This window comes from Pseudonocardia sp. MH-G8 (assembly GCF_002262885.1).
Lineage (GTDB): Bacteria > Actinomycetota > Actinomycetes > Mycobacteriales > Pseudonocardiaceae > Pseudonocardia.
Genome location: NZ_NKYF01000001.1, coordinates 1427158 through 1444162 on the forward strand (window position 1 = coordinate 1427158; position 17005 = coordinate 1444162).

General features: G+C 73.2%; 24 protein-coding genes. 8 read left to right on the forward strand and 16 right to left on the reverse strand.

Annotated features, from left to right (window positions below; genetic code table 11):
- Positions 1-56: 56 nt before the first annotated feature.
- Positions 57-350 carry a hypothetical protein gene (locus CFP66_RS06660; RefSeq protein ID WP_233159179.1) on the reverse strand — a complete coding sequence of 98 codons (294 nt, stop codon included), beginning with the start codon at positions 348-350 and terminating at the stop codon, positions 57-59.
- Positions 351-1066: 716 nt separating this feature from the next.
- Here CFP66_RS06660 and CFP66_RS06665 point away from each other — a divergent pair.
- Positions 1067-2407: an acyl-CoA thioesterase/BAAT N-terminal domain-containing protein gene (locus CFP66_RS06665; protein WP_233159218.1), complete on the forward strand. Its 1341-nt coding sequence runs from the start codon at positions 1067-1069 to the stop codon at positions 2405-2407.
- Here the strand turns inward: CFP66_RS06665 and CFP66_RS06670 are convergent.
- From CFP66_RS06670 to CFP66_RS06685, 4 genes are all read right to left on the reverse strand, one after another.
- Positions 2404-2883, reverse strand: a complete 480-nt coding sequence (locus CFP66_RS06670) for an SRPBCC family protein (RefSeq protein ID WP_094921099.1) — start codon at positions 2881-2883, stop codon at positions 2404-2406. The two genes, CFP66_RS06665 and CFP66_RS06670, sit on opposite strands and share 4 nt — an antisense overlap.
- Positions 2880-3206 (reverse strand): helix-turn-helix transcriptional regulator, encoded by a 327-nt coding sequence (locus CFP66_RS06675; protein ID WP_233159180.1) that lies wholly within the window; start codon positions 3204-3206, stop codon positions 2880-2882. The genes CFP66_RS06670 and CFP66_RS06675 overlap by 4 nt, the downstream gene beginning before the upstream one ends.
- A gap of 10 nt (positions 3207-3216) precedes the next feature.
- The gene (locus CFP66_RS06680; protein WP_094921102.1) at positions 3217-3693 is read right to left on the reverse strand and encodes a DUF6194 family protein; all 477 of its coding nucleotides are present in this window, start codon (positions 3691-3693) and stop codon (positions 3217-3219) included.
- Between the two features lie 72 nt (positions 3694-3765).
- Positions 3766-4908: a pyridoxal phosphate-dependent aminotransferase gene (locus tag CFP66_RS06685; RefSeq protein WP_094921104.1), complete on the reverse strand. Its 1143-nt coding sequence runs from the start codon at positions 4906-4908 to the stop codon at positions 3766-3768.
- Between CFP66_RS06685 and CFP66_RS06690 the strand changes: the two genes are divergently transcribed.
- Genes CFP66_RS06690 through CFP66_RS06695 form a run of 3 tightly spaced genes read left to right on the forward strand, consistent with a single transcriptional unit; the run spans position 4789 to position 5650 of the window.
- A complete protein-coding gene (locus CFP66_RS06690; RefSeq protein WP_198961257.1) occupies positions 4789-5280 on the forward strand; it encodes a hypothetical protein in 492 nt (163 codons plus the stop codon). The genes CFP66_RS06685 and CFP66_RS06690 overlap by 120 nt on opposite strands.
- Positions 5277-5441: a hypothetical protein gene (locus CFP66_RS47830; protein WP_158228036.1), complete on the forward strand. Its 165-nt coding sequence runs from the start codon at positions 5277-5279 to the stop codon at positions 5439-5441. The genes CFP66_RS06690 and CFP66_RS47830 overlap by 4 nt, the downstream gene beginning before the upstream one ends.
- Entirely contained in the window at positions 5438-5650 is a 213-nt protein-coding gene (locus tag CFP66_RS06695; protein ID WP_094921107.1) for a hypothetical protein, read from the forward strand. Before CFP66_RS47830 ends, CFP66_RS06695 begins: the two co-directional genes overlap by 4 nt.
- Before the next feature lie 79 nt (positions 5651-5729).
- Here the strand turns inward: CFP66_RS06695 and CFP66_RS06700 are convergent, their stop codons facing one another.
- The 9 genes from CFP66_RS06700 to CFP66_RS06740 form a co-directional block, all read right to left on the reverse strand.
- Positions 5730-6251: an HK97 family phage prohead protease gene (locus tag CFP66_RS06700; protein ID WP_158228037.1), complete on the reverse strand. Its 522-nt coding sequence runs from the start codon at positions 6249-6251 to the stop codon at positions 5730-5732.
- Positions 6248-7414 carry a phage portal protein gene (locus CFP66_RS06705; protein ID WP_158228038.1) on the reverse strand — a complete coding sequence of 389 codons (1167 nt, stop codon included), beginning with the start codon at positions 7412-7414 and terminating at the stop codon, positions 6248-6250. Before CFP66_RS06705 ends, CFP66_RS06700 begins: the two co-directional genes overlap by 4 nt.
- A 4-nt stretch (positions 7415-7418) precedes the next feature.
- The gene (locus CFP66_RS06710; protein ID WP_094921111.1) at positions 7419-7604 is read right to left on the reverse strand and encodes a hypothetical protein; all 186 of its coding nucleotides are present in this window, start codon (positions 7602-7604) and stop codon (positions 7419-7421) included.
- Positions 7601-8764 carry a phage major capsid protein gene (locus CFP66_RS06715; RefSeq protein WP_094921113.1) on the reverse strand — a complete coding sequence of 388 codons (1164 nt, stop codon included), beginning with the start codon at positions 8762-8764 and terminating at the stop codon, positions 7601-7603. Before CFP66_RS06715 ends, CFP66_RS06710 begins: the two co-directional genes overlap by 4 nt.
- A gap of 696 nt (positions 8765-9460) precedes the next feature.
- On the reverse strand, positions 9461-10126 hold the full coding sequence (locus CFP66_RS06720; RefSeq protein WP_094921115.1) for a hypothetical protein: 666 nt from the start codon (positions 10124-10126) through the stop codon (positions 9461-9463).
- A gap of 18 nt (positions 10127-10144) precedes the next feature.
- Positions 10145-10342 carry a hypothetical protein gene (locus CFP66_RS06725; RefSeq protein ID WP_094921116.1) on the reverse strand — a complete coding sequence of 66 codons (198 nt, stop codon included), beginning with the start codon at positions 10340-10342 and terminating at the stop codon, positions 10145-10147.
- Entirely contained in the window at positions 10335-11714 is a 1380-nt protein-coding gene (locus CFP66_RS06730; protein WP_233159183.1) for a DUF3631 domain-containing protein, read from the reverse strand. The genes CFP66_RS06725 and CFP66_RS06730 overlap by 8 nt, the downstream gene beginning before the upstream one ends.
- Positions 11711-12130, reverse strand: coding sequence for a hypothetical protein (locus tag CFP66_RS47835; protein WP_158228039.1), 420 nt, complete (start codon positions 12128-12130; stop codon positions 11711-11713). The genes CFP66_RS06730 and CFP66_RS47835 overlap by 4 nt, the downstream gene beginning before the upstream one ends.
- Entirely contained in the window at positions 12127-12327 is a 201-nt protein-coding gene (locus CFP66_RS06740) for an AlpA family transcriptional regulator (RefSeq protein WP_198961258.1), read from the reverse strand. The genes CFP66_RS47835 and CFP66_RS06740 overlap by 4 nt, the downstream gene beginning before the upstream one ends.
- Positions 12328-12427: 100 nt before the next feature.
- Here CFP66_RS06740 and CFP66_RS06745 point away from each other — a divergent pair, with 100 nt between their 5' ends.
- Together CFP66_RS06745 and CFP66_RS06750 are read left to right on the forward strand one after the other, a co-directional pair.
- On the forward strand, positions 12428-12997 hold the full coding sequence (locus tag CFP66_RS06745) for a helix-turn-helix domain-containing protein (protein ID WP_143517139.1): 570 nt from the start codon (positions 12428-12430) through the stop codon (positions 12995-12997).
- Positions 12984-14189 (forward strand): site-specific integrase, encoded by a 1206-nt coding sequence (locus CFP66_RS06750; protein WP_094921124.1) that lies wholly within the window; start codon positions 12984-12986, stop codon positions 14187-14189. Before CFP66_RS06745 ends, CFP66_RS06750 begins: the two co-directional genes overlap by 14 nt.
- A 49-nt stretch (positions 14190-14238) precedes the next feature.
- On the opposite strand, the gene CFP66_RS06755 is transcribed toward CFP66_RS06750, so the two are convergent.
- Positions 14239-14643 (reverse strand): aminotransferase class I/II-fold pyridoxal phosphate-dependent enzyme, encoded by a 405-nt coding sequence (locus tag CFP66_RS06755; protein ID WP_094921125.1) that lies wholly within the window; start codon positions 14641-14643, stop codon positions 14239-14241.
- 108 nt (positions 14644-14751) lie between these two features.
- On the opposite strand from CFP66_RS06755, the gene CFP66_RS06760 reads away from it, so the two are divergent.
- Positions 14752-15627, forward strand: a complete 876-nt coding sequence (locus CFP66_RS06760; RefSeq protein WP_094921127.1) for an aminoglycoside phosphotransferase family protein — start codon at positions 14752-14754, stop codon at positions 15625-15627.
- 22 nt (positions 15628-15649) lie between these two features.
- On the opposite strand, the gene CFP66_RS06765 is transcribed toward CFP66_RS06760, so the two are convergent.
- The gene (locus CFP66_RS06765; protein ID WP_094921128.1) at positions 15650-16390 is read right to left on the reverse strand and encodes a nucleotidyltransferase domain-containing protein; all 741 of its coding nucleotides are present in this window, start codon (positions 16388-16390) and stop codon (positions 15650-15652) included.
- A gap of 49 nt (positions 16391-16439) precedes the next feature.
- Here CFP66_RS06765 and CFP66_RS06770 point away from each other — a divergent pair, with 49 nt between their 5' ends.
- Complete coding sequence (locus CFP66_RS06770; protein ID WP_094921130.1) at positions 16440-16979, forward strand: DinB family protein; 540 nt, start codon at positions 16440-16442, stop codon at positions 16977-16979.
- Positions 16980-17005 lie beyond the last annotated feature (26 nt).

Sequence of the window (17005 nt, forward strand, 5' to 3'; positions counted from 1 at the left end):
TGTCGGGGTCTCCCACCCGCGAGTCGGGGTCTCGCTGCGCGTGTGTCGCTGCTCGTCTAGCGACGCGGCTCCCCGCCCCGCGGGGACAGGGCCGCGGCCGGCACGAGCACGGCCAGGTGCTCGGCGACGACCGCGCCGTACGCGTCGCAGACGGCGAAGTTCACGCGTCCGAACCACCGCCCGTCGACGGCCCGGGCCCAGCGCTTGAGCAGGCCCGGCACGCGCACGTCGGCGACGAGCAACCCGCCGGGCACGGGGTCGTCGATCGCGCCCGGTGAGTCCGCCCGCCCGTAGAACCGGTCGAGGTGGACCCACACCGGCCGGTCCAGCGGCGGTGGCGGAGCACTCACGCTCGACGACCAGGGCTCATACACGGCTTCCCCTTCCAGCAACACGACGTGCCGGCCGGGGGAAGCGGCCGCATGCACCACCAGGATCGCATGCGCGCGCCGTGATCAGGTCACCAGACCCGCCATCCGGTCGGCACCGAAGTCCGCGGAGGAGCTCCACAGTTCACACGGACGGGTGAGTTGTGCGTCGAGCCGGCGGCCCCGCCGCGCGCAGGTGGCCCCCCGGTGCCGCGCGGTCGTCGGCACGGCAGCCGGCACCGCGCCGGGGGCGAACCGTCCCGGGACGACCGGTCGAGCGTGACCACCTGCTGGGCGAGCAGCGCGGTGCCCCGCAGCGGGGAGAGCGGCACCCCGGTCGGCGACCGGACGCGCGTGGCTGCGCCGACGAGCACCGACGGCGCGACGAGCGATTCGGGTTTGTGCCAGGTCAGGCGGTCGAGGGTGCGGAACGGCTCTGCATCACCGCGGACGGTCCCGTGCTGCAGCACGACCGGGTCGTCGACGGCAGGTCGAGACCGATCTTCATGGAGCCCCGGAGGGTGGGCGTCATCCTCAGCCGCCCTCCTCGCCCTGCCGGGCGGGTGGTCCGAACTGCGCCATCGTTCACCAGGAGCACCGGCAGAGTCGGCCGAGAGGCTAGCACCCGGTCCTCCCCGACCGGGGTAGTCCATGGGCATGTCGGCGTTTCCGCTCTTAGCATCGCCTTCGTGCGGCAGATGATGATCGTCCTGGGGAGCGTCCTGGCGCTGCTCGCGGTCGGCTGTGCCGCTCCCCCGCCGGACGGGCCGCAGATCATCGCCGGCCCCGACGGGGCGAGCATCGCCGAGCCCGTCCACATCGTCGTCGACGGTCTCGCGCCCGGTGACCCGGTACGGGTGTGGGCGCGTGCGAACGACCGCATGGGGCAGTGGTGGGAGTCCTCGGGGGAGTTCGTGGCGGACGGCACCGGCGACGTGGACCTCACGACGGCGGAGTCCACCGGCGGCACCTACCAGGGTGTGGACCCGACCGGCCTGTTCTGGTCCATGCGGCTGCCCGACGACCGGGCGGCACCCGACCCGCTGGTCGGCGCCGACGACGTGGTCGTCGAGCTCGGTGTCGACCGGGACGGCACGACGATCGCACGGTCGTCCCTGCGCCGGGTGGTCCGCGCGCCGGAGACCCGCTCGATCGCGGTCCTGGAGGCCGGCCTCGTCGGTGACCTGTACCTGCCACCGGGCTCCGGGCCGTGGCCCGGGGTGCTGCTGCTCGGCGGGGCGGAGGGCGGCCGGCCGGACCCGGCGTACGCCGCACTGCTCGCGTCCCAGGGCTTCGCGGTGCTGGGCCTGGCCTACTTCGGCGAGCCCCGGCTGCCGACGACGTTGACCCGCGTTCCCGTCGAGTACGGGCTGTCGGGCGCCCGGTGGCTCGCCGAGCGCCCGGAGGTGACCGGGCCGCAGGTCGGCGTGATCGGCACGTCGAGGGGCGCCGAGTACGCGCTCCTGCTCGCGTCGTCCGAACCGGCCCGCTTCGGCGCGGTCGTCGCGCACTCCCCGTCGGACGTGGTGTGGCCCGCGCCGCGCACCGTCCCACCGACGAGCCGGGTCTCCTCGTGGACCCGCGAGGGTGAGGACGTCCCGTTCCTGTACCGGTCGGCGACCGAGGAGCCGGCCCCGGCGCCGCCGGTGCGGACGGCCTCGTCCTACGCGGAGGCCGTCGAGGACGCCGGCCGCTGGGCGCGCACCACCGCCCGCATCCCGGTGGACGACATCACGGCCCCCGTGCTGCTCACCTCCGGCGGCGACGACGGGGTCTGGCCCTCGACCCAGCAGGCGGGGCGGGCGCTGGCCGTGATCGACGACGCCGGCAACCCGTTCGGATCCCGCCACCTCGACTTCCCCGCTGCCGGCCACTCCGTGGGCGGGGTGCCGAACCTGCCGACCACCCGCACCACGACCCCGTCCGGCCCGGTCGTGCTCGAGGGCGGAGGGGACCCCGCGGCCACCGCCGGTGCGGTGCGCACCACGTTCGCGGCGACGCTGGACGTGCTGCAGGCGCTCGCGACCGCCGAAGGCTAGGCGGCGTGGAGGAGCGCGGCGTACCTGCTGAGGTAGAGCGGCCAGCCGCCGTCGCTGTCGACGCCTGCGCGGACGGCGTCCCAGCCGGGACCGTGGCGGTCGATGTGGCGGTGCTCGAGCACGACCCTCGTACGGGAGGGGCCCTCCGCGACGAAGCGCACCTCGACCTCGCTCGTCCGGGCGGGGTCGGCCTCGATCTGCCAGGTGGGCCCGATGTCCCAGCTGAACACGACGCGGGTCGGGGGGTCGTAGGCGAGGACACGGGCCCACCGGCACTCGCTGCCGTCCTCGCCCCGGTCGTAGATGTGGCCGCCCACGCGGGGTTCGAAGGTCGTAGCGGTGATGGGCACGCCGAGCAGGTTGTGCTCACGCGGCTTGAAGTCCCCGAAGCGGTCGGTGAACACGCGGAAGGCGCGTTCGAGCGGGGCCGCTACGACGGTCTCCCTGCGGACCACCGTGTCTGAGGTCTGGGTCATGTCTCCTCCTCCGCGGAGTGGTCGATCGCGATCTCGTAGTTGGCGAGCGCGCGGTTCCAGAACGTGTCGAGCTGGTCCCGCAACGCCCGCACCACGGCCGGGTCGAGCCGGTAGATGCGCCGGGTTCCGACCGTCTCGTCGTGCACGAGGCCTGTCTCCTTGAGCACCTTGAGGTGCTGGGAGACCGCCGGCCGGCTGACCGGGAGCTGCTCGGCCAGCTCGCCCACGGCACAGGGCCGCTCGGCCAGGAGCTCGAGGATCGTCCTTCGAGTGCGGTCACCCAGCACGTCCCACACGCCGTCTGCGGGCCCGTAAGCTGTCACGAACGGTAAGCTACGACTTACCATCGGAGAAGTCAATCCCGTCGCTGCGGCGCACCCGTCGCTCGGCCTTGCGCGTGGCGTACGCGTGCGCATCGGCCAGCAGCTCCCGCACCGTCACAGCGGTGGCGGGTCCCGGGTTCACCACGCACACCCAGTACTGGGACGCGTAGTGCGGGTGGGGCACGACCCGGTCCTGCGTCACGTGGTCGAAGCCGGTGTCGAGCACCCCGTGCTCGTCACGGTCCCGGGGCGGGTCGCCGAACAGCGCCGTGTAGCCGGCCTTCGTCAGGCCCACGCTCACCCGGTAGGCACCCGCACTCGCCAACGACTCGGAGATCCCGTCGCCCCGGTCGCCCGTGACGACGGTGGCGAACGGCATCACGCGGTCGCCCCTCTCGTGGAAGAAGAACGAATCCCCCGCACTCTCCACGACGGCGACGTCGGTGAGCTCCCGGCTGATGTGACGGATCATCGAGTCGACATCCATACCTTCGATCATTTCATTGAACGACCCAGTGAAACTTTTCCGCGAATCTGCCGGCATCGAGCGGGTCAACCCTCAAACCCGGGCGAACGCCTCCAAGCGTTCGACGGCGGCGTGCAGCGTCTCGAGCCGCTTCGGGAAGGCGAAGCGCACCATGCTCCGTCCCTCGTCCGCGTGCTCCGGGCGCCAGAACGACACGGCGGGCACGCAGGACACCCCGGCCTCGGTGATGAGCCTCTTCGCGAACGCGGTGCCGTCGCGGGCCGCGTCGAGCGGGGCGCTGTCGCACAGCACGTAGTAGGACCCGTCCGGGCGGCGCAGCGCGAAACCGATGCGCTCCAGCGCCTCGCACAGCAGGTCGCGGCGCTCGCGGTAGCGCGTGGCCAGGCCGGTGTAGTAGGCGTCCGGCAAGGCCATCGCCGCCACCCCCGCGGCCTGCATCGGGGCCGGAGCGGCGATCGTGAGGAAGTCGTGGACCTTGCGGATGGCCGTCGTGAGCGGCGCGGGCGCCACCGTCCAGCCGACGCGCCAGCCGGTGACGGCGTAGGTCTTCGACAGCGCGTTCACCGTGATCGTGCGGTCCTCCAGCCCAGGGACGCGCGCGGGCGGGAGGTAGCCGCCCGGGCCCAGGTAGTGGATGTGCTCGTAGATCGAGTCGACGACGAGCACGACGTCCCAGCGCTGGCACAGCTCCGCCAGCAGCGCGAGCTCCTCGGCGTTGTAGACCTTCCCGGTTGGGTTGTTCGGGTGGCAGAGGAACACGGCCTTCGTCCGCGGGCCGAACGCCGCGCGCAGCTCCGCCTCGTCGAAGCCCCAGTCGGGGGCGCGCAAGCGCACGGTGCGCGGCACCGCGCCCGCGAGGATCGCGTTCGGCTGGTAGTTCTCGTACTGCCCCCTAGGGGAAGCCGACCAGCAGCTTCCCGGCCAATCTGGCCCGTGACCAGGCACTAACGGCTTTCGTCGACTCGCACTAGATCGCGGTGAATCGCGGCGCGAGTTGTGCCCGTTCTGTGCCCGGCATAGATCCACTACATGCGCCCCCCGGCGCGACGACGTCACCGCCGGCCGGGGGACTTGATCGCCCCATGGAGGCGACCCGTGAACGAACCTACTTCCAACCCCTACGTGACGCGGCCGGCCGATCTCGCCGGCGCGCCCCTGCGCGACCTCGTCGAGGGCTACCGGCTGCACGTGGCCGCGCTCGTGAACGCCCGGCACGGCGTCGGCCGGCCCGAGCCGGTCGGCCGGCTCCGCGCGTCCGCGCTCGACGCGCTCACCATCGCCGCGGCGATCGCCGCGCAGCTGGCCGGCGACCGCTGGTCGAACGTCGTCGACGCGCTGCGGCTCGACGCGTCGCTCGAGCACGTGGCTACCGCGATGGGCCTCGAGGTCGACGAGGTGGCCGCCGGGCTGCGGTCGTGGGCCGACGGGCAGCACCAGCACGCCGGGATGACCGCGGCCGCGCGGGACGAGGTGTACGCGCTCGCCGGCGGGTACCTCACGGCCGGGGAGGTCGCCGCGCTCGACGCGGAGGCTGACCGCCGGCTCGGTGCCGAGCACGCCGACGACGAGGACGGGGGCGAGCGATGACCAGCACGGTTCCGCTGCGCCGCCGTCGCGTCTACCGGCTGCTCACCTCCCGGTGCCTGCTCCGGGTCGTGGTCTGCCGGCTGTGCTGCTCGGTGGTGCTCGCCGACGGCATCGAGCAGCACGCCGCCGTGCACGCCGCCGCGAACGGGGACCGGTCGTGATCGGGCGCCGGCGGTGGGCGATCCGGCCGCGCGTCGAGCAGCCGGCGCCGCGGACGCTCGTCGTCGAGGTGCCCGCTGACGGCGACGGGGCGGTGCTCGTCGCGGTCGACGGTGCGTCGCTCATGCTCGACCCGGAGGACGTGAGCCGGGTACGGCGGGCGCTGCAGCTCGCGCAGGTTCGGGCGCTGCTCGACCGCGGGCGCTGGTAGTCGCCGAGCGAGGGACGGTGGCGCCGGGGACGTGGATCCCGGCGCCACCGCTCTTACCCGCCCTCGCCGGCGGCGAGGTCTAGGTGAGTAGCCGCGCCAGGCGCAGCAGGGGTGCGCCGCCGGCGGCCGCGGCCCGCAGTCCGGTCACCGTGGCGGCGGGGTAGGCGGGCATGCCGACGATGGAGACCTCGCCGAGCACGGCGCGGGTGCGCACCACGGCCGTGCGGTCGTGGTTCCAGCGGTCCCCGCCGGCGGCCGGCGCGAACCCGACGCTCAGCCCGAGCGGGACGCCGTCGGCGGCGAGCTCGAGAACCTCGTCGGCCTCGCGCGTCGCGGAGAGCGAGAACGTGCCGGCGAGCCGATCGGGCTCGTCGACCAGCTCGACGGCGCGCCCGATCGGCAGGCCGGCGTGGCGGTGGGCGACGAGCAGCGGCACGGCGGCCGGGTCGGTGCCGGTGAACGCGCCGCGGGCGAACTGCTCGCGGTAGCCACCGACGCGGATCTCCTGCCCGTACGGGACCACGGTGCCGACGAGGTGCCGGCCCTCGGCGCGCACCTCGAGGTCGCGCAGCTCGAACGCGCGACGCTGCAGCCCGGTCACGCGACCACCTCCGCGGCCTGGTCGTCCACGTCGGCCGGCGCGGCGGCGGGCCGGGGCAGCGGCGGCAGGTCCTCGAGGGCGCGCACCTCGTCGACGGTCAGCCAGCCGGCCCGCAATGCGGCCTCGTGCGCCGTGTACCGCTCCGACGTGGTGCCGCGCAGCAGAGCGTCAGGGTTGAACTTCGCGTGCTGCCCGCGGGGCAGCAGCCGGCCGAGCGCGGTCTCGACGCGCACCAGCCACGGGGAGAGGCAGTAGCGGACGAAGTCCAGTGCGCGCGCCTCGGTGTTGGAGTAGGTGAGCGAGCCGCCGGCGTCGCCGCCGATCATCTCGACCGGCACCCCGAACACCCGGGCGATCTGCGCGACGTTGAGCCGCTGCGTCTCGACGAACTGCGCCTCATCGGGCCGGAGCGAGATCGGCGTGATCTCCGTGGACGGGTTGAGCACCATCGGCGTCCGGGTGCGCTGCGACGTGATCACCGCGGCCTTGACCGCGTCGGCCTCGTGCTGGTCGAGGTCCGGGTTCATGCTCTTGATCAGCAGGGACGGCACCGCGCCGGAGCCGAAGAACGACGCCCCGAACCGCTCGGCGCCCAGCCCGAGCCCGATGCTCTGCCGCGCGTACTCCACCGGCGACATGCCCAGCAGCACCCCGGGCAGCACGTGCGCCCGGACGTGCCACACCTCGTCGGACCCGTAGGCGCGGCCGCCGATCCGGTAGGTGGGCACGCCGGTCGTCGGGTGGGCCGTCACGCCGACGAGGTCGGGATGCACGAGCTCGACCTGCGCGGGCCACAGAGCCGCACCGGAGCGGGCGGTGATCAGCCCGTAGGCGTTGCCGCGCAGCAGCAGCGACGTCACCACCGCGTAGAGCCACTCGTGCAGCGGCTGCCCGGCGGCCGGCTCGACGAGCAGCCGCGGCGTGCGCACCGACCGGGCGCCGGCGAACACATCGACCGGCAGCGTGGACACCGAGTCGGCGAGCAGCCGCACGCACGCCCACACCGCCGGCAGCCGCAGCGCGGCGTCGGTGTCGACGGCCTCCCCGTCGGGCAGCGCCCACGTCGCATGACCGGACCCGGCGGGATGGGTGAGCAACGCCCCCGGCGGCAGCGCGCGCACCTCCCGGCCGCCCACGCCGGCCAGCAGCGCCCCGAGACCCACGTGCCTACTCCTTCGCCCGGGCGCGGCGTCGCGGCGCGGCAGCGGCCGGCTCAGCGGCGAGCAGCTCGCGCAGCTGCTCGGGGATCACCTCGCCGGCCGGTACCGACACCCCGATGTGCGGCTCGCCGGGGTGGGTGGGGATCACCAGATCCCGGGTTGCGCGCCACTCGCCGTCGTAGAGCTCGCTCACGGCAGCAGCCCGGCGATGCGCACCACGGCGGCCGGGTTCGGCACGACCAGGTCCATACGGGCGATGGCCCGGATCTCCGACTCGTCGGAGTTGAACAGCCGGCTCCGGTCGATCTCCACGGCGACGTCCTCGCGGCGCACGACGACGACCTGGTCGGCGTCGTAGACGTAGACGGAGCTCGCGTTGTTCGCGGTGCCCTGCGTCTCGGCGGTCGAGAGCTGCGAGGACAGCAGCACCGGGAGGCCGTAGATCGAGCGGCGCACCGCCTCGCCGGGCGCGCCGGCCCCGTCGGTGAGCACCGGCTTCGCCGAGCCGGTGGTCTCCTTGACCTTGAGCAGGGTCCGCCACGTGCGCGGGTGCATCACGACGACCGACGGGTTGGCGTTGGCCTCCACCACGGTCGAGATGGCGTCGGCGAACAGGTCGAGGTTCGCCGGGGTGGCCCCGTTCGCGCCGGCCGACACCGCCCCGATGCCGGCCACGTTCGCGAGGCCGCGGATCTGCGGCGCGGTGCCGGTGCCCTGGTAGAACCCGACGTCGGCCTTGAGCGCGATCGAGCGGACCAGCCCGGCGGCGATGCGCTCGAACAGCGACGGGGACGAGTCGGTGAGCGTCTCGTTCGACACCCGCTGCAGCCCGGCCAGCTTGCGCGGCGTCGCGGTGATCGTGTCCGCGTTCGCGTCGGTCGAGGAGATCACTCCGGCCTCGGCGACCCAGTCCGCCGACGGGTCGGCCGTCCACCGCGGGATGGTCACCGTGTCGCGGGCCGTAGTGATCTGCGCGAACCCCGACGCCAGTCCGACGGACGCGGCGGCGAGCCGGTCGAAGAACGTTGCGGGGAACTCGGCCGGGGTGAACGCCGCGCCGGCCCCCGACGCCCCGGTGATCGCCCGGGTGAGCCACGTCCCGAGCGGGTGCGGGTCGACGTCGGCGCCGGCCGGGCGGGCCGCGGCGGCGCGCAGCTGGCGCACCTCGTCCTCGCGCAGTTGCTCGATCCGGTCGTCGACCTCGCGCAGCTCGCCTGTGCGGTCCTGGTAGGCGCGGAACTCATCCGGGGTCAGGTCGCGCGGCTCGTCGCCCTCCGCGGCCCTGGTGATGATCTCGTCCGCTGCGGTGCGCACCTCAGCGCGCCGGGTACGCAGATCGTCCAGCAACGTCATGGCTCCACCTTCGGGACTCGGGGCCGCCGTCCGGCCCGCACCGACCCGAGACGCGCAACGGGCCGGACAGCGAATGGGTTGATCAACCCCGACGAGGAGACCCTCACACCGACGGGCAACACGGCTCCGCGGGAGCACCCTCCACCGCGACGCTTCCGGCGATCATGCCACGCGCCCCGACTCGACCGCACGCTCTGTAATCGCCGCCAGAACGCGGGCCGATGATCCACACAGCAGACAGTCACCATGCGTAGTCGTGATCGATGTTACGCACCGTGACGGGAACGCTCGGAGTACATCGAGCGCCCCCCGCCGGCGCCCGGCCGCCGACTCCGGGGGTCCGCGCCGCCCCGGCTCCACCCCGAACGGCCGCCAGCGGGCACCACAGGGCGCCCTCAGATCGCCGCTGACCAGGCAGGAAGCGGCACCGCGGAACCGCCGGCCCTCCGGTCGGCGCGCCCCTCAGCGGCCCTGCGTCCCCGGGGGCGGGCGGGCCGGGGAGAGAGAGACAGAGGTACGTGGATGTCCGGCCCCCGGGCGGCCCGCAAAATCCGCGGGCCACGCCGTCGCGCTCCGTGACAGTGCTCTGACCTGCGGGAACGCGGCGGCGAGCACGCTGAGTTGCGTCACCCTGCGTGACGGGCGGGTGAGGGTCGCGTCTCGCGCTCTTGCCACTCTGCGTGACGCAACGGTGCGTCACCGGGGCAGCGCCCGTAGCTGCGCGACCAGCAGCGCCCGGTACCGGGCCACGGCCTCCGGGTCGAGGGCGGCCGCGGTGGCGGCGAGCCGGTGCGCCTCCTCGTGCGCCGCGCTGAGCTCGCGGTCTCCGCGGCCGCGGCAGCACGCCCTCGCCCCGTCCTCTGTGGACGTGAGGGCAGCGATCATCAGCGCGAGCGTGGTTCGGTCCGAGGGCTCGTACGCGGGTGGCAGGTCGGGGATCAGGCCGGTGATGTCGTCGGGCAGGTCGACGATCCCGAGCTCGCGTTGCAGGTGGCGCAGGGTGTCGAGGGTGTCGACAGGCCGGCCGTCCACAGTGCACAGCTCCCGCACCCGCCAGCAGCCCAGCTCGAACCGGTCGGCGCCGTCGCGGGACAGCACGTCGACAGCAACGACGAGGGAGCGTGCGGTTTCGCGGTCGCGCTTCCCGTCCGTCCACGCCCAGCGGTAGGCCAGGCGCGGGGACGGCCCACGGGGGTCGGCGTGCTCGGCGATGTGCTGCACGTCGTCGGCGATCTCGTCGCGCAGGGCACGCCCCGTCTCGTCGTCGGTGGCGAGGGCGTGAACGGAGCGGATGCCGTGCGCGGCGAGCTTGGCGAGCACGAGCTCGGATAGCCGGCGGCGTCGGGGTCGGTGGGTGCTCATGCAGGTCGCTCCTTCGTTTCACGCCCGCGCCAGGTGGCGGGCACCGTAGGCGTCGAGCTCCTCGCGCGTCGGCCGCCGCGGCGGCCGCTCCAGCAGCCATGGCCGGCACGTCGGGCACGGCCGCGGCTGGTCCTCGTCGCGGTCGAGCCACCCTCGCTCGCAGACGTGCACGTCGTCCTGGTCGTCGTCGACCCACTCCCCGGTCCGGTCACGCATGATCGACCGCCACCTCGTCGTCGTCGAGCCCTGCCGGATAGGCGCAGGGTCGGCAGAGGCCGAGCACCTCCGCGCGCCGGTGGCCGCAGCGCGAGCAGGATTGCTGCGGTACCTCCGGTACCGGCGGTACTTCGCTGCTCAGGCCGGTACCGGTCGCGGGTGCGGTACCGGTCGCGACCGGTACCGGCTGCTCATTCGGTACCGGGTTGACCTGCCCTGTACCGGTCGTACCGGCGGTACCGCCGGGATTCAGGTACCGGGCCCATGCATCGGCGAGTCCCGCTTGCGGTGGTCGCTCCGTGGGCCACGTGACGTAGCCACGGTGCTTGTTGCCGTTCTGCTTGTACTGGATCGGGCGCACCGCGTACCGGTCAAGCTCCTTCGCTAGCCGCCGCTGGTCGAGCTCCTTCCCGTAAAGGTCGGCCCACGGCGCTTCCTCGAGCGCCACGAGCGCGGCGACGAGCTCCGCGGAAGGCATCGACCGGATGCCGCCGCGGGTGAAGATGCCTCGGACGTCGGAGAGCAGCCGCACGCCGAGCGACAGCTCGCCGGGGTCGGATTCCAGGACGAAGTGCCGGCAGGCCGCCCGGGCCCGCGCGGGCCACTCCCCGCCCCCCTCGTCGGCGATGGCGAGCAGCGGCTCCCACACCTCCGCCGGCCGGTCCTCCACGCCGTCGGGCATGACGGGCCGCGCGGCTGCCAGCTTCGCTGACAGGTCGCCGACCCACTCGGCGAGCCGTTCGCGCAGCGGCTCGGCGAACCACTCGGCGTCGCGCTCCCGGAACGGCTCTACCCGCTCACCGGGGCCGCGGCGGCGCATGTGGATCGTCACCGCCCGCGTGGTGATCGTGGAGGGCATCCGGCCGGCGAGTCCGGCGAGCGCAACCGGGGCGAAGACGGGGAAGCGCTGCACCTTCATCGCCTTCGCGTCGCCGACGCACCGGGCGATCGTCGCGCCCTGCTTGTATCCGGCGTTGAGCAGCGCGCGCAGGTCCTCGTAGTTCCCGCCGTTCTTCGGGTTGAAGATCGCGTCGACCTCATCGAACAACAGCGTGTAGGGCTGCTCGGCGAGCATCCGGAAGATTGCGGCGACGGTGGCGGAGATCGTCATCTCGGGCCGCTGCACGAGCAGCGCGAGCAGCTCGAGTACGCGAGTCTTCCCGGACCCGGGCTCGGCGGAGTCGAGCACCAGCCGTGGCGTGACGTACCAGGTGCCGGCCACGGCGTGGGTGTGCGCGGCCCACAGCACCACGGCGACGAGCGCGTGCACCGTGGGGAAGGCGACGTAGCGGCCGATGAACGCCGCAACGTCGTCGAGCGCGGCCCCGCCGTCGAGATCCTCGTCCGGTTGAGGTGGGTAGGGCAGGCTCACGCGACGCCCCTCCTGGCTGCTCGCGGCCGTCCGTCCGGGCCGGTCTCGACGCCGCGGCGACGCTGCAGCTCGGCGAAGGACACCCGGGTTTCCGCCCACTGCCGCCACTCGGCCGCCGTGTGGGCGCTGTGGACGTCGAGCGCGACCTCACGCAACGCGCGGTGAGCGGCCCGCCGTGCATCAGCTACCTGCAGCGCGAGCCGCACGGCGACGACGAGCTCGTCGTCGGGGCTGACCTCCATGCGCTGCGCCAGGGCGAGCGCGACGTCGGCCGGGTCGAGGTTGTCGAGCGGCCCGGGCATGCCGGGCCGGCGGCAGCCGGTAGCGTGCTGCTGCTCGACACCGACGCCCTGGTGGTCGTTCCTGGCGCCCCCTGAGCCTGCCGAAGCTCGGGGGGCGCTGCTGATGGTGGTCATGCCGGACGTGCCTGCCCTGTGCCGCCTGCGGCCTGCTGCTCGATCCAGGTCTCGACGTCTTCCCACCGGTACCGCGTGTGGCGGCCGATCTTGCGATACGCGGGCCCTGTGCCGTGGTGGGCCCAGCGATCCAGCGTGGCGACGGGGACGCCGAGGTACTCGGCGACCTCAAGGCGCGTCGCGAGCGGCTTCCTCATAGTGTTTCCCTTCCGTGAACGACCGATGCAGTTCATGAACGGTCGTGCGGATTTCTAGCAGCCGTTGCGTGTCCACGCAAGCCGCGCTAGTGTCCGCGAAATGGAAACAGTCGCTGCGACGGTGGCGCGGAACGTCGCCGAGATGCGAGACCGGCGCCGGATGTCGGTGCGCGCGGTGTCCGCCCGCATGGCCGAACTCGGGCACAAGATGCTGCCGTCGGTCGTGTCGAAGATCGAGACCGGCGAGCGCAAGGTCACCGTGACGGAGCTGGTCCTCTTCGCGCTCGTGTTCGGCGTCGGCCCGCTGCGTCTACTCCTACCCGCGGACGGCGACGAGGTGGCGCTCGCACCCGGCCAGGTCGTCCCGTGGTCGTCGGCATGGTCGTGGGCGACGGGCGAGCACCCGCTCGAGAGCGCCACCTCCGACGAGATCGACGACTTCGAGCGGGAGAACCGACCGCACCATGCGAAAGCACGGTCGCGAGAGATCTTGCGCTGGGAGGAGCAGCTCGGCCCCCTGCGGGAGGCGGTCCAGCAGATGACCGCCGCAGGGGTGCCCGACGCAGTCATCCGCGGGTACGTCGACTTCCGGCTCACCTTGAAGGCGGTGCTGCCGGCCGCGATGGAGCAGTGGCACCGAGAGCAGGAGGGCACCGATGGCGGTCGATGACCTCTGGTACTCGTCCCGCCGCGAGCGCGGCCCGGACGGCAGGCTGCTCCCGCCGACGCCGACGAAGCGGCACGGCCGGGGGAAGCGGTGGCGCGTCCGCTACGTCGACGATGCCGGCGAAGGGCGCGAGCGGCTGTTCGCCAAGAAGCCGGACGCCGACCGGTTCGACGCCGGGGTCCGCACCGACGTCGACCGCGGGCTGTACATCGACCCGACCGCCGGCCGGCAGCTCGTGAAGACCTACGCCGAGACGTGGCGCAAGGCGCAGCTGCACCGCACCAGCACCAGCGAGCGCGTCGATCGCACGTTCCGCCACCACATCACGCCGGTTCTCGGGAACCTCCAGATCGGGCGCGTGCGCTCGTCGCACATCCAGGCGTGGGCCCGGAACGTCGACCTCGCGCCGAGCAGCGCACGAGTCGCGTACTCCTATCTGGTGTCGATGTTCGGCGCCGCCGTCCGGGACCGGGTCATCGCGGTGTCGCCGTGCTCAGGGATCACCCTGCCAGCGCTCGACCACGCCGAGCACGTCATCCTCACCCCTGACCAGGTGCACCAGGTCGCGGCCGCCATGCCGGCGCGGCTGCGTCCCGCGGTCTACATCGGCGCCGGGTGTGGGCTGCGACTCGGCGAAGTACTCGGCCTCGAGCTCGAGCACGTCGATTTCCTGCGCCGTGAGGTCCGGGTGACGCAACAGCTCGTCGTGACGAAGGGGCGCACCCCGTACCTGACCCCGCCGAAGACGAAGACGTCGCGGAGGACGGTGGAGCTGCCGCAGGTGACCGCGAATGCGCTTGCGCGGCACCTGCAGGAGTTCCCGCCGGCTGAGGTCGAGATCGCCGACGACACGGACCGGCGCGAGTCGAAGGTTCGGCCGGCGCGTCTGCTGTTCACGAGCCCGCGGGGCAACCCGGTGAGCCGGTCGTGGTGGGGCGACATGTGGCAGCCCGGGGCGCGGGCCGCCGGCATCCCGCCGATGTCTGGGTTCCACGCGCTACGGCACTACTTCGCGACGCTGCTGATCTTCAACGGGGCGAACGTGAAGACGGTGCAAATCGCGCTCGGGCACAGCACGCCGACGATCACGCTGAACACCTACGTCGGGTTGTGGCCCGACCAGGTCGACCGGACGCGAACGCTCGTCGACGACGCGCTCGGCACGCAGGTGCCGGATGCGGCGGTGTCGTCGTGAGGTGTGCCCGATCTGTGCCCGCCGGCCAGCGCCGGTGCCGCGGTGCAGGTCAGAGCGTCCGGGGTCCGCCGCTCGGCTTGTTGTTCTCGTACCAGGGCTCGAACATGACGACCTCGTCGCCGGGATCGAGCAGCGCGAACGTGACCGCGACGAGCGCCTCGGTGGCACCGCAGGTGACGCACAGCTCGGTGTCGGCGTCGACCGTCCAGCCCGGGTAGGTGCGGGCGTTCTTCTCCGCGATCGCGGCGCGCAGCGCCGGGGTGCCGAACGTCATCGGGTACTGGTTGTCGTCCGCGGCGATGGCCGCGCAGGCGGCGTCCTTGAGCTCCGGCGGGCAGGCGAAGTCCGGGTAGCCCTGTCCGAGGTTGATCGCTCCGTGCCGGGCGGCCAGCCGGAACGTCTCCCGGATCACGGACTCGGTGAACCGGCCCGCCTTCTCGCTCGTGCGCGTCATTCGCACTCCTCCCACCGCTCCCGCTGGTCCGACGCGCCCGGCAACGCGCGGAACCGAGCCGGAAAAGCGGTCGCGCGCCGGGCCCGGATCCCGCCAGGATCGCACCCGATGCATCGTGACGCGATCGATTCCGCCCTCGCCGCCCGGCTCGTGGCAGCCCAGTTCCCCCGGTGGGCAGGCCTGCCGGTGGTCCCGGTCGCGCTGCCCGGCTGGGACAACCGCACGTTCCGCCTCGGCGACACGATGACGGTGCGGATGCCGACCGCCGAGGGGTACGTGGCGAGCGTCGAGAAGGAGCACACCTGGCTGCCCCGGCTGGCGCCGCGGCTACCGCTCCCGATCCCCGTCCCGCTCGCCCTGGGCGCCCCGAGCGCCGACTACCCGTGGCCGTGGTCGGTCCGGCGGTGGATCGACGGGCACGTGTGCACGCGAACCCGCATCCGCGACGAGGTCGCCTTCGCACGCGACCTCGCCGATTTCCTGGTCGCGCTGCAGCACGCGGACACGGCGGACGGGCCTGCGGCGGGAGCCCACTGCTTCCACCGCGGTGCTCCGCCGGACTACTACGACGGCGAGACGCGCGAGGCGATCGCGACGCTCGGCCCCCTCATCGACGGCCCCGCCGCCACCGATGTCTGGAAGACCGCGCTCGCGGCGACCCACGAGGGACCTCCGGTCTGGTTCCACGGCGACATCGCCTCCGGCAACCTGCTGCTCGACGGCCACGGCGACCTCAGCGCCGTCATCGACTTCGGGACGTCCGGCGTCGGCGACCCGGCCTGCGACCTCGTCATCGCGTGGACGTTGTTCGAGGGCGAGAGCCGGGCCGAGTTCCGGCGCAGGGTGCCGGCCGACGAAGCGATGTGGGCCCGCGCCCGGGGCTGGGCGCTGTGGAAGGCGCTGATCACGCTCGACCATCCGGAGCACGGGCCGAAGTCCGCGCGCGTCGCCGAGGAGGTGCTGGCGGACCACCGCGCGGTCTGAGGGGGCCTCGCGACGCGTCCTCCTACCGGTGCACGCCCGCCACGTCCGGCGGATCGAGGAGCTCGCGCATCCGGCGGAGCACCGTCGGGACGTCGCGATCGTTCATGATCGTGTCCGCCTCGGTGAGGCCGGCACGCCGGATCAGGGTCTTCTCGTTGAGCACCCACTCGCCGTGCGACGCCACCACCGCGTGCGCCGTCTCCATCGCCGCCTTCGCCGCCATCCCGACCGCGCCGACGGTGTTGCCCTTCGCCAGGTGCACGTCCGCGTGGAGCAGCGAGAACGCCCCGTTCCAGCGCCAGCGCGCCTCCGCCACCTCGCGCAGCCGCGACGGGAACTCCACCTGCGGCACCTCGCCGCTGAGCACCTTCGCGACCGCCAGCTCACCGAGCGTCGTGTAGGTCGGGAGGCCCGCCAGGTGACCGGGCACGTCGTCCACGTCGAACCGGCCCTCGCGGGCGTCCTCCCACCACCGCTCGATCTGGTCGAGGTCCCGCAGCAGGACGTCCACCCGCTGCCCGAGCACCGACATCCACGCACCGCCGTTGACGATGCGGCCCCACTCACCGGGTTGGGCGACGTGGGCCGGGTGCCCGAGCCTGCCGAGGACCTCGGCGTCGAACGTCCCGCGGTAGTACACGCCGAGGTCCCAGTCGCTGTCCGGGCCCTCGGTCCCCTGCGCGCGGCTGCCGCCCAGCACCACGGCGCGGACACCGGGCAGCTCGGCCAGCTTCGGCACCAGTTCGGCCGTGACAACTCCCATGCGCCCGATCGTCGCAACGACGTAGGTTCGCCGCCATGGAGTTGCTGAGGTGACGGAGCTCGACGAACACGATCGCCCGGAACCCCCGCTCGCGGCCGACGAGACCACCACGCTCCTGGGCTTCCTCGATTTCCACCGTGCCACCCTGGAGTGGAAGTACCGCGGCCTGGACCGGGCCGGCGCCGCGGTCACCGTCGGCGTCTCGCCGATGACGCTGGGCGGGCTGCTCGCGCACCTCGCCCACGTCGAGGACACCTGGTTCTCCTACCGGCTGCACGGGCAGGACCGCCAGGCCCCCTGGCACACCGTGGACTGGTCCACCGACCCGGACCGCGACTGGCACTGCGCCGCGGGGCAGACGCCGGAACAGCTCCTGGAGCTCTGGCGCGGCGCCGTCACGCGTTCCCGTTCGCTGGTGGGGCAGGCGCTGGCCGACGGCGGCCTCGACCAGCCGACGCGGCGCAGCCTGCCCGACGGCCGCACCCCCAGCCTGCGCTGGGTCGTGCTGCACATGATCGAGGAGTACGCGCGGCACAACGGGCACGCCGATCTGCTGCGCGAGGCGGTGGACGGCGACACCGGGGAGTAACCCTGTTCCATCGGGCCGCCGTGGCA